General features: G+C 72.5%; 15 protein-coding genes. 9 read left to right on the forward strand and 6 right to left on the reverse strand.

Translation table 11 applies throughout. The features are described 5' to 3' along the window. Positions 1–114 precede the first annotated feature (114 nt). Positions 115–789: a response regulator transcription factor gene (locus AB0958_RS36005; RefSeq protein ID WP_366894681.1), complete on the reverse strand. Its 675-nt coding sequence runs from the start codon at positions 787–789 to the stop codon at positions 115–117. Between the two features lie 83 nt (positions 790–872). After that, a complete protein-coding gene (locus tag AB0958_RS36010; protein WP_366894682.1) occupies positions 873–2,078 on the reverse strand; it encodes a sensor histidine kinase in 1,206 nt (401 codons plus the stop codon). Positions 2,079–2,196: 118 nt separating this feature from the next. On the opposite strand from AB0958_RS36010, the gene AB0958_RS36015 reads away from it, so the two are divergent. After that, positions 2,197–3,219: an SAM-dependent methyltransferase gene (locus AB0958_RS36015; RefSeq protein WP_366894683.1), complete on the forward strand. Its 1,023-nt coding sequence runs from the start codon at positions 2,197–2,199 to the stop codon at positions 3,217–3,219. Between the two features lie 14 nt (positions 3,220–3,233). Here the strand turns inward: AB0958_RS36015 and AB0958_RS36020 are convergent, their stop codons facing one another. Then, complete coding sequence (locus AB0958_RS36020) at positions 3,234–4,385, reverse strand: NADH-quinone oxidoreductase subunit D (RefSeq protein ID WP_366894684.1); 1,152 nt, start codon at positions 4,383–4,385, stop codon at positions 3,234–3,236. A 31-nt stretch (positions 4,386–4,416) separates the two neighbouring features. Here AB0958_RS36020 and AB0958_RS36025 point away from each other — a divergent pair, with 31 nt between their 5' ends. Then, on the forward strand, positions 4,417–4,920 hold the full coding sequence (locus tag AB0958_RS36025; protein ID WP_366894685.1) for a PH domain-containing protein: 504 nt from the start codon (positions 4,417–4,419) through the stop codon (positions 4,918–4,920). Further along, entirely contained in the window at positions 4,917–6,245 is a 1,329-nt protein-coding gene (locus AB0958_RS36030) for a PH domain-containing protein (RefSeq protein WP_366894686.1), read from the forward strand. Before AB0958_RS36025 ends, AB0958_RS36030 begins: the two co-directional genes overlap by 4 nt. A gap of 144 nt (positions 6,246–6,389) precedes the next feature. Here the strand turns inward: AB0958_RS36030 and AB0958_RS36035 are convergent, their stop codons facing one another. Beyond that, positions 6,390–7,619: a hypothetical protein gene (locus AB0958_RS36035; protein ID WP_366894687.1), complete on the reverse strand. Its 1,230-nt coding sequence runs from the start codon at positions 7,617–7,619 to the stop codon at positions 6,390–6,392. Between the two features lie 97 nt (positions 7,620–7,716). After that, a complete protein-coding gene (locus tag AB0958_RS36040; RefSeq protein WP_366894688.1) occupies positions 7,717–8,841 on the reverse strand; it encodes an alpha/beta hydrolase-fold protein in 1,125 nt (374 codons plus the stop codon). 224 nt (positions 8,842–9,065) lie between these two features. On the opposite strand from AB0958_RS36040, the gene AB0958_RS36045 reads away from it, so the two are divergent. The 6 genes from AB0958_RS36045 to AB0958_RS36070 all read left to right on the forward strand — a co-directional run bounded on the left by AB0958_RS36045 (position 9,066) and on the right by AB0958_RS36070 (position 14,284). Next, positions 9,066–10,877 (forward strand): phosphatidylglycerol lysyltransferase domain-containing protein, encoded by a 1,812-nt coding sequence (locus AB0958_RS36045; protein WP_366894689.1) that lies wholly within the window; start codon positions 9,066–9,068, stop codon positions 10,875–10,877. 203 nt (positions 10,878–11,080) lie between these two features. Beyond that, the gene (gene folP, locus AB0958_RS36050; protein WP_366894690.1) at positions 11,081–11,998 is read left to right on the forward strand and encodes a dihydropteroate synthase; all 918 of its coding nucleotides are present in this window, start codon (positions 11,081–11,083) and stop codon (positions 11,996–11,998) included. Further along, positions 11,995–12,498 carry a nuclear transport factor 2 family protein gene (locus AB0958_RS36055; protein ID WP_366894691.1) on the forward strand — a complete coding sequence of 168 codons (504 nt, stop codon included), beginning with the start codon at positions 11,995–11,997 and terminating at the stop codon, positions 12,496–12,498. The genes folP and AB0958_RS36055 overlap by 4 nt, the downstream gene beginning before the upstream one ends. A gap of 279 nt (positions 12,499–12,777) precedes the next feature. Then, positions 12,778–13,137, forward strand: a complete 360-nt coding sequence (folB, locus tag AB0958_RS36060) for a dihydroneopterin aldolase (protein ID WP_046730900.1) — start codon at positions 12,778–12,780, stop codon at positions 13,135–13,137. Further along, on the forward strand, positions 13,134–13,745 hold the full coding sequence (folK, locus tag AB0958_RS36065; RefSeq protein ID WP_366894692.1) for a 2-amino-4-hydroxy-6-hydroxymethyldihydropteridine diphosphokinase: 612 nt from the start codon (positions 13,134–13,136) through the stop codon (positions 13,743–13,745). The genes folB and folK overlap by 4 nt, the downstream gene beginning before the upstream one ends. 50 nt (positions 13,746–13,795) lie before the next feature. Beyond that, a complete protein-coding gene (locus tag AB0958_RS36070; RefSeq protein ID WP_366894693.1) occupies positions 13,796–14,284 on the forward strand; it encodes a DUF3180 domain-containing protein in 489 nt (162 codons plus the stop codon). Positions 14,285–14,296: 12 nt separating this feature from the next. On the opposite strand, the gene folE is transcribed toward AB0958_RS36070, so the two are convergent. Continuing rightward, entirely contained in the window at positions 14,297–14,902 is a 606-nt protein-coding gene (gene folE / locus AB0958_RS36075) for a GTP cyclohydrolase I FolE (protein ID WP_366894694.1), read from the reverse strand. Positions 14,903–15,019 lie beyond the last annotated feature (117 nt).

Here is a 15,019-nt window from a genome sequence, read left to right on the forward strand (position 1 = left end):
CATGTGGCGGAGCCACCTGGCCCGCCACCCCGTGCGTCGAGCGTGCGTGCCGGGCGTCGCGACGCCGCGGAGATCCATCAGAAGGGCCCTAGCCCCGGAGCGCCGGGGGGTGCGTCAGCCGAGCCCGCCGCCCGCCCGTACCAGACCGGTCTCGTAGGCGAGGACCACGACCTGGACGCGGTCGCGCAGCCCGAGCTTGGTGAGGATGCGGCCCACATGGGTCTTCACGGTCGCCTCGGACAGCACCAGACGGCTCGCGATCTCGCCGTTCGACAGGCCCTGCGCGACCAGCACCATGACCTCGCGCTCACGGTCGGTGAGCCGCTCCAGCTCCTGGTGCCGGGGCTCCTTGCCCGCGGAGGGCAGCATCGGCGCGAAGCGGTCGAGCAGCCGGCGGGTCGTGGAGGGCGCGACGACGGCGTCGCCGCTGTGCACGGAGCGGATCGCCGCGAGCAGTTCGCCGGGCGGCACGTCCTTGAGCATGAACCCGGAGGCGCCCGCCTTCAGCCCGGAGAAGGCGTACTCGTCGAGGTCGAAGGTGGTCAGGATGAGCACCTTGGGCGCATCGGGCTCGACGCAGATGCGCCGGGTGGCCTCCACGCCGTCCAGCTTGGGCATGCGCACGTCCATGAGGACGACGTCCACGGCGGTGGATCTCAGCACCTGGAGGGCCTCGACGCCGTCGCCCGCCTCCGCGACGACCTCCATGTCCGGCTGGGCGGCGAGCACCATCCGGAACCCGGTGCGCAGCAGCACCTGGTCGTCGACGAGCATCACACGGATCGTCATCGGCTCCTCTTCCGTTTCCGTTCGTCTGCTCACGCCCGGAATCTTTGGGGCGTGACAGGTGTCAACCGGGGCGTGTGTCAGCGTCAATGCGCCGGTTTGAGCGGCAGCAGGGCACTGATGCGGAATCCTCCGCCAGGGCGCGGGCCCGCGTCGAGGGTGCCGCCCACCATGCCGACCCGCTCGCGCATGCCGATCAGGCCGTGGCCCTGGCCGTCGGCGCCGCCCTCCTCGTACATCTCGTGCGGAGCGCCCTTGCCGTCGTCCTCCACCAGCAGGCCCAGTCCGTCGTCGAAGTAGACCAGCCGCACGCTGGCCCCCGCGTCGGGGCCGCCGTGCTTGCGGGTGTTGGTGAGCGCCTCCTGCACGATCCGGTACGCCGTGAGCTCGACCCCGCTGGGCAGCGGGCGCGGGGTGCCCTCGACCTTGAAGTCGACGGGCAGCCCGGAGGTGCGGCACTGCTCCACGAGGTCGTCGATCTGCTCGACGTCCGGCTGCGGAACGTACTCGCCGACCTCCTTGTGCTCGCCGGTGCGCAGCACGCCCAGCAGGCGGCGCATCTCGGCGAGGGCCTGGCGGCCGGTGGAGGAGATCGTCTCCAGGGCCTTCCTGGCCTGGTCGGGGGCGGCGTCGAGGACGTAGGCGGCGCCATCGGCCTGGACCACCATCACCGACACGTTGTGCGCCACCACGTCGTGCAGCTCACGCGCGATCCGGGCGCGCTCCGCGGCGACCGCGACCTTCGCCTGCGCCTCGCGCTCCTTCTCCAGCCGGGCGGCGCGCTCCTCCAGCTGCGCGAAGTAGGCGCGTCGGGTGCGCATGGAGTCGCCGAGCACCCAGGCCAGCACGAACGGCACCGTCTGGAACAGCACGATCGCGACATGGCCGGGGAAACTCGCGTCCTGCTGCGGCCACCGGATCTCCGCCAGGGGAGCCGCGCACAGCCCGGCGTAGAGGCCGAACCGGGACGCCCAGCGAGCGCCGGTCGCGGCGTTCGTGCAGACGATCACCAGCATGGCGAAGTTGGCGACGGTCGTCTCCACGTCCAGGACCAGCTGGGCCAGGCCGGTGGCCGCCGCCAGCAGCAGCATCCGCTCGGGGAACCGGCGGCGCAGCGCCACGACGACCCCCATGACGACCGAAACGGCCACCATGGCGGCGGTCGAGCCGTGGTGGTCCCGCCCGTGGTCGAGCCTCCAGGCGCTCGCGCCGGAGAGCCCGAACAGGACGACGGCCCAGAAGGTGTCGACCCATGTCGGGTGCCTGCGGAGGAAGTCATAGAGGCGCTGCACGTAACCCAGAGTAGGGAAGCGTGATAGGTGCAGGGGTCAACCGGAGGACCGATCCCTGTTCCGCGCGCGTACTCCCCAAGGTGGAGAAGGTGATCACCTGTGCGCCTAGTCTGGCCGGGTGACGGATGAGGCGACGCGAGAGAAGGCCGAGGACGCCCGTGGCTGGCGTGCGGCCACCGAGGCGGCCCTGTACGGCCCCGACGGCTTCTACCGCCGCCCGGAGGGCCCGGCCGGACACTTCCGCACGTCGGTGCACGCGTCGGGGCTGTTCGCGGAGGCGGTGGCCGAGCTGCTGTGCCGGGTCGACGAGGCCCTGGGCCGGCCCGAGGCGCTCGACTTCGTCGACATGGGCGCCGGCCGCGGCGAACTGGTCACCGGCGTCCTCGCCGCCCTGCCGGCCGACGTGGCGGCACGCACGCGCGCGTACGCCGTCGAGATCGCCGACCGCCCGTCCCGCCTCCCTGACCGCGTCACCTGGCTGACCGAACTCCCGCGCACGGTCACCGGCCTGCTCTTCGCCAACGAGTGGCTGGACAACGTCCCGGTGGACGTCGCCGAGGTGGACGCGGCCGGGACGCCCCGCCTCGTCCTGGTCCGGCGGGACGGCACCGAGGTGCTCGGGGAACGGGTGTCGGGCGCCGACGCGGAGTGGCTCGAGCGGTGGTGGCCGCTGGGTACCGAGCCGGGGCAGCGCGCGGAGATCGGACTGCCCCGGGACCGGGCCTGGGCGTCCGCCGTGGCCAGCCTCCAGAGAGGGCTCGCGGTGGCCGTGGACTACGCACACACCGTGCGTACCCGCCCCCCGTTCGGGACGCTCACCGGCTTTCGCGAGGGACGTGGGACGGCGCCCGTGCCGGACGGGTCCTGCGACATCACGGCGCACGTCGCGCTGGACGCGTGCGCGGCGCTCGACACGGCGCTCAGGCTGCCCGACGCGCTGCTGTGCACCCAGCGCGACGCCCTGCGCGCCCTGGGTCTGATCACCGCACGCCCCCCGCTGACCCTCGCCTCCACCCACCCCAGCGCCTACGTGCGGGCCCTCTCGACCGCCGGCGAGGCCGCCGAACTCGTCGCCCCCGGCGGCCTCGGCGACTTCGGCTGGCTGGTCCAGCCGGTGGCCGTCGACAACCCGCTGGTGTGAGCCGCCACTCGGCGCTACTTGTCGATGTCCCCCACCACGAAGAACATCGACCCCAGGATCGCGACCATGTCCGCCACCAGGGTCCCCGGCAGCAGTTCGGTCAGCGCCTGGATGTTGTTGTACGACGCGGAGCGCAGCTTCAGCCGGTACGGGGTCTTCTCGCCCTTGCTGACGAGGTAGTAGCCGTTGATGCCGAGGGGGTTCTCGGTCCAGGCGTAGGTGTGCCCCTCGGGTGCCTTGAGGACCTTGGGGAGCCGCTGGTTGATCGGTCCCGGCGGCAGTTCGGCGACCCGGTCCAGGCAGGCGTCGGCCAGGTCCAGGGCGTTGTGCGTCTGCTCCAGGAGGCACTCGAAACGGGCCAGGCAGTCGCCCTCGGCGCGGGTCACCACCCTGAGGGTGTCCTGGAGCTCGCCGTAGGCCAGGAAGGGCTCGTCGCGGCGCAGGTCGAAGTCGACGCCCGAGGCACGCGCGATGGGCCCGCTCACGCCGTACGCGTGCACGGCCTCCGGCGTGAGGGCGCCGACGCCCCGGGTGCGGCCGCGGAAGATCTCGTTGCCGAGGACCAGGTCGTCGAAGACGTCCATCCGGGAGCGCACCGCGGAGACGGCCGCACGCGCGCGTGCGGTCCAGCCGGCCGGCAGGTCCTCCTTGAGGCCGCCGACGCGGTTGAACATGTAGTGCATCCGCCCGCCGGAGACCTCCTCCATGACGTTCTGGAGCACCTCGCGCTCGCGGAACGCGTAGAAGACCGGGGTGATCCCGCCCAGTTCCAGCGGATAGGAACCGAGGAACATCAGGTGGTTGAGCACCCGGTTCAGCTCGGCGAGCAGGGTGCGCGTCCACACCGCCCGGACCGGCACCTCCATGCCGAGCATGCGCTCGACGGCGAGCACCACGCCCAGCTCGTTCGAGAAGGCCGACAGCCAGTCGTGGCGGTTGGCGAGCATGATGATCTGCCGGTAGTCGCGCGCCTCGAAGAGCTTCTCGGCACCCCGGTGCATGTAGCCGATCACCGGCTCCGCGGAGACGATCCGCTCCCCGTCCAGCACCAGCCTCAGCCGCAGCACGCCGTGCGTGGAGGGGTGCTGGGGGCCGATGTTGAGCACCATGTCGGTGCTCTCCGTGGCGCCGCCGATCCCGACCGTGGTCTGGGTCGTAGGAGTCATGGAACCAGTCTCCCCTACGTACGCTGACCGTATGGAGACGGGGAGCCCGGCCGACGCCGGGACGACGGGTACCGAACCGGCCTGGACGGGGCTGCCGCCCGGCCTGCTGCGGATGCGCCGGCTGCTGCTGGTGGTGTGGCTGGGGTTGACCGCCCTGGCCGTGGCGTTGCTGCTCGGCCTGCTGGCGGGCCCGGTGTGGGCGGCGTTCGCGCTGCTGCCGCTGGCCGCGCTGGCCTGGGGCTGGGTGCTGCTGGGCCGCAACTGGCGGTCCTGGCGGTACGCCGAGCGGGCCGACGACCTGCTGATCAGCCGCGGGGTGCTGTGGCACGAGGAGACCGTGGTGCCGTACGGGCGGATGCAGCTGGTGGAGGTGACCTCGGGGCCCGTCGAGCGCCACTTCGGCCTGGCCAGCGTGCAGCTGCACACCGCGGCCGCGGCCACCGACGCGACCATCCCCGGCCTCGAACCGGCCGAGGCGGAGCGGTTGCGCGACCGGCTCACCGAGCTCGGCGAGGCCCGATCGGCGGGCCTGTGAGCACGCCCGGCGCCGAGGGCGCCATACCCCCCCAGGGGGCCGTCACCGAGCGGCGGCTGCACCCCGTGACGCCGTTCCGCCGGGCGTGGGCACCGGTCGCGGTGATCGCCGGCTGGGCGGTGCACGACCCGAACCAGGCGCAGGTCCAGCTGACGAAGCTGACCACGACCATGCTGCTCGGCGGCCTCGCCGTCCTGGTCGCGGCGGGTGGCCTCTACGGCTTCCTGACCTGGTGGTTCACCCACTTCGCGGTGACCGAGAGCGAACTGCGCATACGGACCGGCCTGTTGTTCCGGCGCACCGCGCACATCCGGCTGGAGCGGATCCAGGCCGTCGACGTCTCCCAGCCGCTCCTCGCGCGCGTGGCGGGCGTCGCCAAGCTGCGCATAGACGTCGTCGGCACCGACAAGAAGGACGAACTCGCCTTCCTGGGCCAGGCGGAGGCCCGGACGCTCCGTGCGGAGCTGCTCGCGCGCGCCGCCGGGTTCGCCCCCGAGACGGCGCACGAGGTCGGCGAGGCACCGGCGCAGGAGCTGATGCGCGTCCCCCCGAACAAGCTCGCGCTCTCCCTCGTGCTGACGGGCGCGACCTGGGGCTCCCTGGCCGCCGCCCTCGTCGTACCGCCCTTCCTCTGGATCGCCACGCACAGTGTGTGGACGGTCCTCGCCACCGCCCTGCCGCTGCTCGGCGCGGCGGCCACGGCCAGCGTGGGACGGTTCGTCTCGGAGTACGACTGGACGCTCGCCGAGTCCCCGGACGGGCTGCGCATCGACCACGGGCTGCTGGACCGGACGCACGAGACGGTGCCGCCGGGGCGGGTGCAGACCGTGCGGATCGTGGAGCCGCTGCTGTGGCGGCCGTTGCGCTGGGTCCGGGTGGAACTGGACGTGGCCGGTTCGGAGAACTCCGTGCTGGTGCCGGTCGCCCCGCGCGCGGTCGCCGAGTCGGTCGTCGCGCGCGTGCTCCCCGGGGTGACCGTGCCCGGTGAACTGCTGCGGCCGCCGGGGCGGGCCCGGTGGTGCGTCCCGCTGTGGTGGCGCGGCCACGGCCTGGCCGTCACGGACGCGGTGTTCGCCGCGCGGCACGGACTGCTGCGCCGGAAGCTGTCGCTCGTCCCGCACGCCAAGGTCCAGAGCGTACGGCTGACGCAGGGGCCCTGGGGGCGGCTGTGGCGGCTCGCGGACGTCCATGTGGACACGGGAGCCAACAAGACGGTCACGGCCCGCCTGCGGGACGCCGCGGAGGCCGGTGCGCTGCTGCGGGAGCAGGCCGAGCGGTCGCGGACCGGGCGCCGCACCGCCCGGCCGGACCGCTGGATGGCCTGACGGCCGACCGGACCCCGGTGGGAGCGGTGGGAGCGGTGGGAGCGGTGGGAGCGGTGGGAATACGGAACCCCCCGGACGACGTGAGCCGGAACCCCATGCGGGTCCCGGCTCAGGATCGCCGCGCCTTTGGGAGGCGGCGCCGCTTCAGGAGGCGGCGCTGCGCAGGCCGCCGAGGTTGATCTGCTCTGTCTCGTCGTGCGCGGTCAGGTCGATGACCTGGCCGACGCCCCGGGCGCCCGGGTCCGCGGTCTTGAACTCGGCCTCGGACTCGGCCTTGTGGAGCGCGAGCGCCTCCTGGCCGACGACGTCCGCGAGGTCCTCGTTGTGCATGGTGTCGAGGCCGCCCGCCGACGCTCCCTTCTGGGTGCCGAAGAAGTCGAAACCGCCGGTGACCAGCGGGCGCGGGATGGGCGCGGCCGGCAGCACGGCCACCGCGGTCGGCACCGTGAAGTGCCCCGAGGGCGGTACGGAGTTGGCGGACGGCGCGGGGGTGTCGGCGGCGTCCTCCTCGGCCTCGGCGTCCGCCGGGGCGATGTCCTCCGGGCCCTGTGGCCCGGCCGTGGTGGCGGCGACCGCGCGCGCGTGCCCGTCGGCCGCCCCGGGCTTCCCCTGTTCCTCGTCCTCCGGCGCGGCCTCGGCCTCCGGTGCCCCGGCTGCGGCGGCCGTCTCCGTCCCGGCCCCGGCGCCCGCGCCGACCTCGGCCGCCGGGGCGTCACCCTGGTCGAACCGGGCCAGTGCCACCTTGGCCCGCAGGAACAGCGTGGAACCCTCCGGCGAGAACACCCCGGGAATGGGCTCCGTGACCGCCGCCCCGGCCTTCGGCTCCTCGCCGGCCGGCTCCGCCGCCGGTGCCGGCCGGCCGGCGGCCTTCGCGGGCTCGTCCCCGCTCCGGGCGGCGGGCAGCGCGTTCGACGGTTCGGCGGCCTCGATCTCCAGCAGCCGGCGGCCCTCCAGGGCGCTGGCGCGTTCGGTCTCGGCCGTGGCGTAGCGGCGCAGCAGGGCCGCGTGCTCGTTGCGCAGACCCGCCAGCTCCGCGCGCTTGGCGCGCAGCCGCTGCTCCAGCTTGGTACGCAGCTCCCGCGACTCCTCGAGGTCGGTCTCCAGCTCGGCGATCCGCTCCTCGTGGCGCCACTCGTCGCTCGCACGCGCGCGTGCGAGGTCGGCCACCTGCTTGCCCGCCTCGCTGTCCCAGCGCCGCATCACGGCGGCGCCGACGGCAGCGGTGGCCGCGGCTATCGCGGCCAGGGTGCGCAGCACCGTCGGCTGGGAGGACAGCCAGGGGCCGAGAGCGCAGACGAGGGAGACACCGGCGATCGCCGAAGGAGGCAACAGCCTGTGCAAGGGCGGGGAATGACGGTGACGTCCACGTGGCATGGCCAGAAACTTACCGCGCGTAGGCGAATCATGGTGCCCCGGGTCACAAAAACACAGCGCCGGCGAAGTCTTCGCAGGACGCGGCGGAAGCCCGGGTTCAGCCTTCGCCCAATCGCCCGCTCATCCACTCCAGCGTCGCCGGGATCTCACGGCGCCAGGTATTGAAGTTGTGACCTCCGCTGTCGAGGATGATCGACGAGATCCGGGTGCGGTTGGTCGCCTGCACGCGCGCGATGAATTTCAGCGTGTCCTTGTAGTCGGTTTCTCCGATCTTGCTGCTGGTGACCAGCAGGGAGGTGTCCGGAGCCGGTTCGTGGGCGAGGAACCACCACAGGTTCGCGCGGTTCTTCAGCTTCTGGTCGCCCTGGAAGAGGTCACCGGTCGTGGGGTCGATGGGCGCCTTGTACGACGGGGAGAGCCCGGCGCCGGCCGCGTACGTCCCGGGGTGGTGCATCGCGAGCTTGAGCGCGCAGTAGCCGCCCGTCGAGTCGCCGAGGATCCCCCAGCCGCCCTGCTTCCCGACGCGGTAGTGCGCGCGTACGGCGTCGGGCAGGTCCTTGGCGAAGAAGGTCTCGGTCTGCGGACCGTGCGGGACGTCGACGCACTCGGTGTCCCGGGGCGGGGCGACCGTGGGCCGCAGCATCACCAGGATCGTCGGCCGCATCCGGCCGGCCCGCACCAGGTGCTGCTCCGTGCGCGGGTAGTGCAGCTTGTCGACCAGCGCGCTCGCGGTGCCGGGATAGCCGCTGAGGACGACGGCCACGGGGAAGGTGCGCGTGCGGTACTGCGGCTGGAAGTACTCCGGCGGCAGGTACACGTACGCGGGCGTGGCGATGTGCGTCGTACGGCCGACTATGTCGACCTGCTGGACCTGACCGGCCGTGCGGGGCAGCGAACCGCCCAGGCCGTGCACCTGGGACGTGCCCACCAGACGGACCGGACTGCCCGCCTGGCCGCTCGCCGTGTGGTCGACGACGACGCCCTGGTCGGTCTCCGTGCCCAGCAGGTCCGCCCAGCTGGCATAGAAACCGAAAGCCTGGTTGACGGCAATCCCCACGCACGCGAAGAGCGCCAGCTGGGTGGCCAGCAAAAGACCGACCCGACCGCTGACGGCGCGCCAGTTCTGCCGGGCGAGCCGAGGCCACAGCCACACCGTACCGACGAACAGCAGTACGGCGCACAAGATCGTCAATGCCAGCATCTTATTGCTCGTGAGACCCATGAGGTGCTTCCTGCCTGCGCTTTCCCCCGTGCCGCCCGCTGCTTTCAGCAAGGCTTGCCCCGGGCTTTCCCTGGCCTTTGAACCGGTTTTCCGGTGGAGAGTGAACCTCTCCGCCCGAGACACCGTCCTAGAGGGCGCAATGTCGCCGGATGCCCCGATCGGCACCGGGTTCAAGGTCTCTCGCAGAACTACGGGATGCGATGTCTGTCAGGATAGATGGGGAATTGTCGGGCGAGGTTCCGAGCCGCTCGGGCCGGGCGCGGCGCATAGTCCGCGGTCCCCGCCCGGAGGCCGTCCCCGCCCTGGTCGGCAGGGCGTGTGCCGTCGTGGGCGTCCTGGACATCGCGGCGGGTGTGTTCCCGCGCTTCCGGCACAGCCGTATGCACGCCATCGCGGAGGTGCTCCCCGGCTCGCTCGGACCGTTCGCCGCCGCGCTCTCGCTCAGTGTCGGCGTGCTGTTGCTGCTGCTCGCGCACGGCCTCAAGCGGCGCAAACGCCGGGCCTGGCGGGCCGCGGTCGCCCTGCTGCCGGCCGGCGCCGTGTCGCAGTTCGTCTACCGGCACTCCGTCATCGGCGTGCTCATCTCGCTGGCGCTCTTCGTGCCGCTCGTGATCCACCGCGACGAGTTCAGGGCGCTGCCCGACCCGCGCAGCCGGTGGCGGGCGCTCGCCAACTTCGTCCTGATGAGCGCCGGCTCGCTCGCGCTCGGCCTGGTCGTCGTCAGCGCCCACCCCAAGCGCACGATCGGCGACCCGAGCCTGGCCGACCGCCTCACGCACGTCCTGTACGGCCTGTTCGGCTTCGAGGGCCCCGTCGACTACGAGGGCTCCACCTCCTGGACGGTCGCCTTCTCGCTCGGCGCGCTCGGCCTGATCACCGCGGTCACCACCATCTATCTGGCCTTCCGTCCCGAACACCCGGCCGCACACCTCACCGAGGAGGACGAGACCCAGCTGCGCGCCCTCCTCGAGAAGCACGGCGCCCGCGACTCCCTCGGCCACTTCGCGCTCCGCCGCGACAAGGCGGTCGTCTTCTCGCCCAGCGGCAAGGCGGCGGTCACCTACCGCGTCGTCTCCGGCGTGATGCTCGCCAGCGGCGACCCCATCGGCGACGTCGAGGCCTGGCCCGGCGCCATCGAACGCTTCATGGACGAGGCCAAGGCCCACTCCTGGACCCCCGCCGTCATGGGCTGCTCGGAGACGGGCGGCGAGGTGTGGACCCGCGAGACCGGCCTGGACGCCCTCGAACTGGGCGACGAGGCGGTGGTCGACGTGGCGGATTTCTCACTCGCCGGACGCGCGATGCGCAACGTGCGCCAGATGGTCAAGCGCATCGAGCGAGCCGGCTACGAAACCCGGGTACGGCGTATCCGTGACCTCGGCGACGCCGAACTGGAGCGCATCCGCCGGGCCGCGGAGGACTGGCGCGGCACCGACACCGAACGCGGCTTCTCGATGGCCCTCGGCCGCATCGGCGACCCCTCCGACGGCGACTGCCTGATCGCCACCGCCCACAAGACCGACGAGGAGCCCGGCCCCTACGGCGACCTCAAGGCGATCCTGCACTTCGTCCCCTGGGGCACCGACGGCGTCTCCCTCGACCTGATGCGCCGCGACCGCTCGGCCGACCCCGGCATGAACGAACTGCTCATCGTGGCCGCCCTCCAGGCGGCCCCGAAGCTCGGCGTCACCCGGATCTCGCTCAACTTCGCGATGTTCCGCTCGGCGCTCGCCCGCGGCGAGAAGATCGGCGCGGGACCGGTGCTGCGCGCCTGGCGGGGACTGCTGGTCTTCCTCTCCCGCTGGTTCCAGATCGAGTCGCTGTACAAGTTCAACGCCAAGTTCCAGCCGCGCTGGGAGCCGCGCTTCGTGGTCTACCGGGCCCCCGGCGACCTCCCGCGCATCGGCTTCGCCGCCATGCAGGCCGAGGGCTTCGTCAACCTCGCCCTCCCGCTCCCGCGTTTCCTGCGCCGCACCGCCGCCCCGGCCCGCCCGTGCACGCACCACGCCGCCGAACGCGACGTCCGCGCGGCCTGACCCCGTGACCGGCCCGACCCCGTGACCGGCCTGACCCCGTGACCGGCCTGACCCCGTGACCGGCCCGACCCCGTGACCGGCCCGACCCCGTGACCGGCCTGACCCCGTGACCGGCGCGGGCGGAGCCCCTTCCCCTCCAGCCCGGAGGGGCTCCGCCCGGGCCACCCGGGCTGCCGGGCCCGGCCTGGGCCTACGCTGAACGTATGAACAACCACAGCGGACGTGGCCAGGTGACAGGGCTTCCGGCATGGGACCGCTGCGCGGTCATGGGTGTCGTGAACGTGACCCCCGACTCCTTCTCCGACGGCGGCCGCTGGTTCGACACGACGTCCGCCGTCAAGCACGGCCTCGCCCTCGTGGACGAGGGCGCCGACCTGGTCGACGTCGGCGGCGAGTCCACCCGCCCCGGTGCCACCCGGGTCGACGAGGACGAGGAACTGCGCCGGGTCGTCCCCGTCGTCCGCGGCCTCGCCTCCGAAGGCGTCGTCGTGTCCGTCGACACCATGCGCGCCTCCGTCGCCCGCGCGGCCCTGGCGGCCGGCGCCGCCCTCGTCAACGACGTCAGCGGCGGCCTCGCCGACCCCGGCATGATCCCCGTCGTCGCCGAGTCCGGCGCCCCCTTCGTCGTCATGCACTGGCGCGGCTTCCTGGCGGGCGGCAACGTCAGGGGGGTGTACGACGACGTCGTCGCCGAGGTCCTCGACGAACTGCACGCGCGCGTGGACGCCGTGCTCGCCGGCGGCATCTCCCCGGACCGGATCGTCGTCGACCCGGGCCTGGGCTTCTCCAAGGACTCCGAGCACGACCTGGTCCTGCTCGCCCACCTCGACCGGCTGCACGCCCTGGGCCGCCCCCTGCTCGTCGCCGCCTCCCGCAAGCGGTTCCTCGGCCGGGTCCTCGCCGGACCCGAGGGGGCGCCCCCGCCGGCGAGGGAGCGCGACGCGGCCACGGCCGCCGTCTCCGCGCTCGCGGCGCAGGCCGGCGCGTGGGCGGTGCGCGTGCACGAGGTCCGCGCCACGGCCGACGCGGTACGCGTCACACGCGCCATAGAGGGAGCGCGCGCGGCAACCCCTGCGCCCGGCGTGCAGAACCCCTCCCACCGCGCAGAGGGAGCCCGGTGAGCGCCCCCCACACCGACGTCGAGCACGTCGAGGCCGCCAACACCGCCTTCTACGAGGCACTGGAACGCGGTGACTTCGAGGCCGTCTCCGGCCTCTGGCTCACCCCCGCCGACCTGGGCGTCGACGAGGAGTACCACGACCCCGCCGACACCGGCGTGATCTCCTGCGTGCACCCCGGCTGGCCGGTGCTGACCGGCCGCGGGGAGGTCCTGCGGTCGTACGCGCTGATCATGGCGAACACCGACTACATCCAGTTCTTCCTCACCGACGTGCACGTCTCCGTCACCGGCGACACCGCCCTGGTCACCTGCACCGAGAACATCCTCAGCGGCGGCCCGGCGCCCGAGGGCAGCCACGAACTCGGACCCCTGGTCGGTCAGCTGGTGGTCGCCACGAACGTGTTCCGGCGCACCGACGACGGCTGGAAGCTCTGGTCCCATCACGCCTCCCCGGTGCTCTCCGAGACCGACGAGGACGAGGAGGAGGACACGCCCTCCTGACCCGGCGCGCCCGGCGACGCGCCCGTCGAACGACCCCTGCGGCCCATCCCCGCCGAAGAAGTGGCTGGAATCACGAACTCGCCGGTAGCCACGGCGACCGGCCCGTGAGCGGCCGGGTTCGCCAGGGACAACACCCGGTGAACCCTGCCCCACCCGGCGCACGCCGCCCGCTCCGTACCCCGGTGCTGTCGGTGCCCGCAGGTAGATTCGTGTGTGGCCGGTCCATCGCCCGCACGCGATGCGACCTCGCCGTCACCGACGATTGCAGGAGTGATTCGCGTGGATCGTGTCGCGCTGCGCGGCCTGAGGGCCCGTGGGCACCACGGTGTCTTCCCCAAGGAGCGCGAGGAGGGCCAGACCTTCCTCGTGGACCTCGTCCTGGGGCTCGACACCCGGCCCGCGGCGGCCGACGACGACCTGGCGAAGACCGTGCACTACGGCATCGTGGCCGAGGAGGTCGTCGCCGTGGTCGAGGGGGAGCCGGTGAACCTGATCGAGACGCTCGCCGAGCGGATCGCCCAGGCCTGCCTGAAACACGAGGGGGTAAGAGAGGTCGAGGTCTGCGTCCACAAGCCCGACGCGCCCATCACCGTCCCCTTCGACGACGTCACCGTCACCATCACCCGGAGCCGAGTATGACCGCATCCTCCCTGCGCGGGCCCAGCGACCCGACCGTACAGCCGGTGCCCGCCTCCGTCGTCGAGCAGGTCGACGCCGCCGACACCACCCTGTCCAACCCCAAACGCGCCGTGGTCGCCCTCGGCTCCAACCTCGGCAACCGCCTGGAGACCCTCCAGGGCGCCGTCGACGCGCTGGAGGACACCCCGGGCGTCCGCATCAAGGCGGTGTCCCCGGTGTACGAGACGGAGCCGTGGGGCGTCGCGCCCGGCAGCCAGCCGTCGTACTACAACGCGGTCATCATGCTGAAGACCACCCTCCCGCCGTCCTCCCTGCTGGAGCGGGCACACGCGATCGAGGAGGCGTTCAACCGGGTGCGGGACGAGCACTGGGGCCCGCGCACCCTCGACGTCGACATCGTCGCGTACGCCGACGTCGTCTCCGACGACCCGCAGCTCACCCTCCCCCACCCCCGCGCCCACGAACGCGCCTTCGTGCTCGCCCCCTGGTTCGACGTGGACCCCGAGGCCCAGCTGCCCGGCCGCGGCTCGGTCGCCGAACTCCTGACGGCCCTCACGCGGCACGGCGTGGCAGCGCGCGGGGACCTGGAACTCCGACTGCCCGAGTAGTCGTTAAGGTCGAGACGACCACATCGCTGCGGGGGAGCTGAAGGAAAACAGTGAAAGAGCTGCGGATCAGGGTGCTGGCCGGCGTCTTCGTCGTGGCGGCGGTGCTGTCCTGGGCGGGCGCCCGCCTGTGGAACTCGGTGGGGACCCTGCCCAGCGTGCCGGTGGCCGCCCCGATCGTGCTGGCGCTGATCGCGGTGGTCCTGCTCTCCACGGCGCTCTCGCTGCGTGCCCGGCTCAGGGCCCAGCGCGAGCGCCGCCCGGGCGCCAAGGGCGTCGACCCCCTGATGGCCGCCCGCGCGGTCGTCTTCGGCCAGGCCAGCGCCCTGGTCGCGGCCCTGGTCGCCGGCATGTACGGCGGCACGGGCCTCTTCCTCCTGGAACTCCTGGACATCCCCACCCGCCGCGACCAGGCCCTCTACGCCGCCTTCTCGGTCGTCGCGGGCGTCGCCGTCATAGCGTCGGCCCTCTTCCTGGAACGCGTGTGCAGACTCCCGGAGGACGACGACAACAACCACGGCGGAGCCGAGCCGGTGGCCTGACCCCGCCCGCGGTCAGCGGGCCATGATGAGGCTCATCGCCTCGTTGCGCGTGGCCGCGTCCCGGAGCTGGCCGCGCACCGCCGACGTTATGGTCTTCGCGCCGGGCTTGCGGATCCCCCGCATCGACATGCACATGTGCTCGCACTCGATGACCACGATCACGCCCCGCGGCTCGAGGATCGTCATGAGGGAGTCGGCGATCTGCGTGGTGAGGCGTTCCTGCACCTGAGGACGGCGCGCGTAGACGTCGACCAGCCGGGCCAGCTTGGACAGCCCCGTGATCTTCCCGCTCTCCGCCGGGATGTACCCCACATGGGCGACGCCCCGGAACGGCACCAGATGATGCTCACATGTGCTGTAGACCTCGATGTCCTTCACCAGCACCATTTCGTCGTGGCCGATGTCGAACGTGGTGGTCAGGACGTCCTCGGGCTTCTGCCACAGCCCCGCGAAGATCTCCCGGTACGCCCGCGCCACCCGTGCCGGAGTCTCCTTCAGGCCCTCTCGGTCCGGGTCCTCGCCGACCGCGATCAGGAGTTCGCGAACGGCGTTCTCGGCGCGTTTCTCGTCGAACTCGCCGATGGTTCCCTCGCCGTCCAGCGTCACGGGGTCGGTCATCTGGTGCCTCGTTCCTCAGCCGTACACGTGTGGATCACGCGCCTCATGTGCAGGCATTACCGAAATGCCGCGCCCCCCAGGCTAGATCCTGGGGGGCGCGGCATCCATTCCGGGCCG

The organism is Streptomyces sp. NPDC006655, assembly GCF_040703965.1.
Taxonomy (GTDB): domain Bacteria; phylum Actinomycetota; class Actinomycetes; order Streptomycetales; family Streptomycetaceae; genus Streptomyces.

What these genes read in the sequence shown, in the direction of transcription:
- AB0958_RS36005 (WP_366894681.1), bottom strand. Translation starts at nt 789, where the DNA reads ATGACGATCCGTGTGATGCTCGTCGACGACCAGGTGCTGCTGCGCACC.
- AB0958_RS36020 (WP_366894684.1), bottom strand. Translation starts at nt 4,385, where the DNA reads ATGACTCCTACGACCCAGACCACGGTCGGGATCGGCGGCGCCACGGAG.
- AB0958_RS36025 (WP_366894685.1), top strand. Translation starts at nt 4,417, where the DNA reads ATGGAGACGGGGAGCCCGGCCGACGCCGGGACGACGGGTACCGAACCG.
- AB0958_RS36035 (WP_366894687.1), bottom strand. Translation starts at nt 7,619, where the DNA reads ATGCCACGTGGACGTCACCGTCATTCCCCGCCCTTGCACAGGCTGTTG.
- AB0958_RS36040 (WP_366894688.1), bottom strand. Translation starts at nt 8,841, where the DNA reads ATGGGTCTCACGAGCAATAAGATGCTGGCATTGACGATCTTGTGCGCC.
- folP (WP_366894690.1), top strand. Translation starts at nt 11,081, where the DNA reads ATGAACAACCACAGCGGACGTGGCCAGGTGACAGGGCTTCCGGCATGG.
- folK (WP_366894692.1), top strand. Translation starts at nt 13,134, where the DNA reads ATGACCGCATCCTCCCTGCGCGGGCCCAGCGACCCGACCGTACAGCCG.
- folE (WP_366894694.1), bottom strand. Translation starts at nt 14,902, where the DNA reads ATGACCGACCCCGTGACGCTGGACGGCGAGGGAACCATCGGCGAGTTC.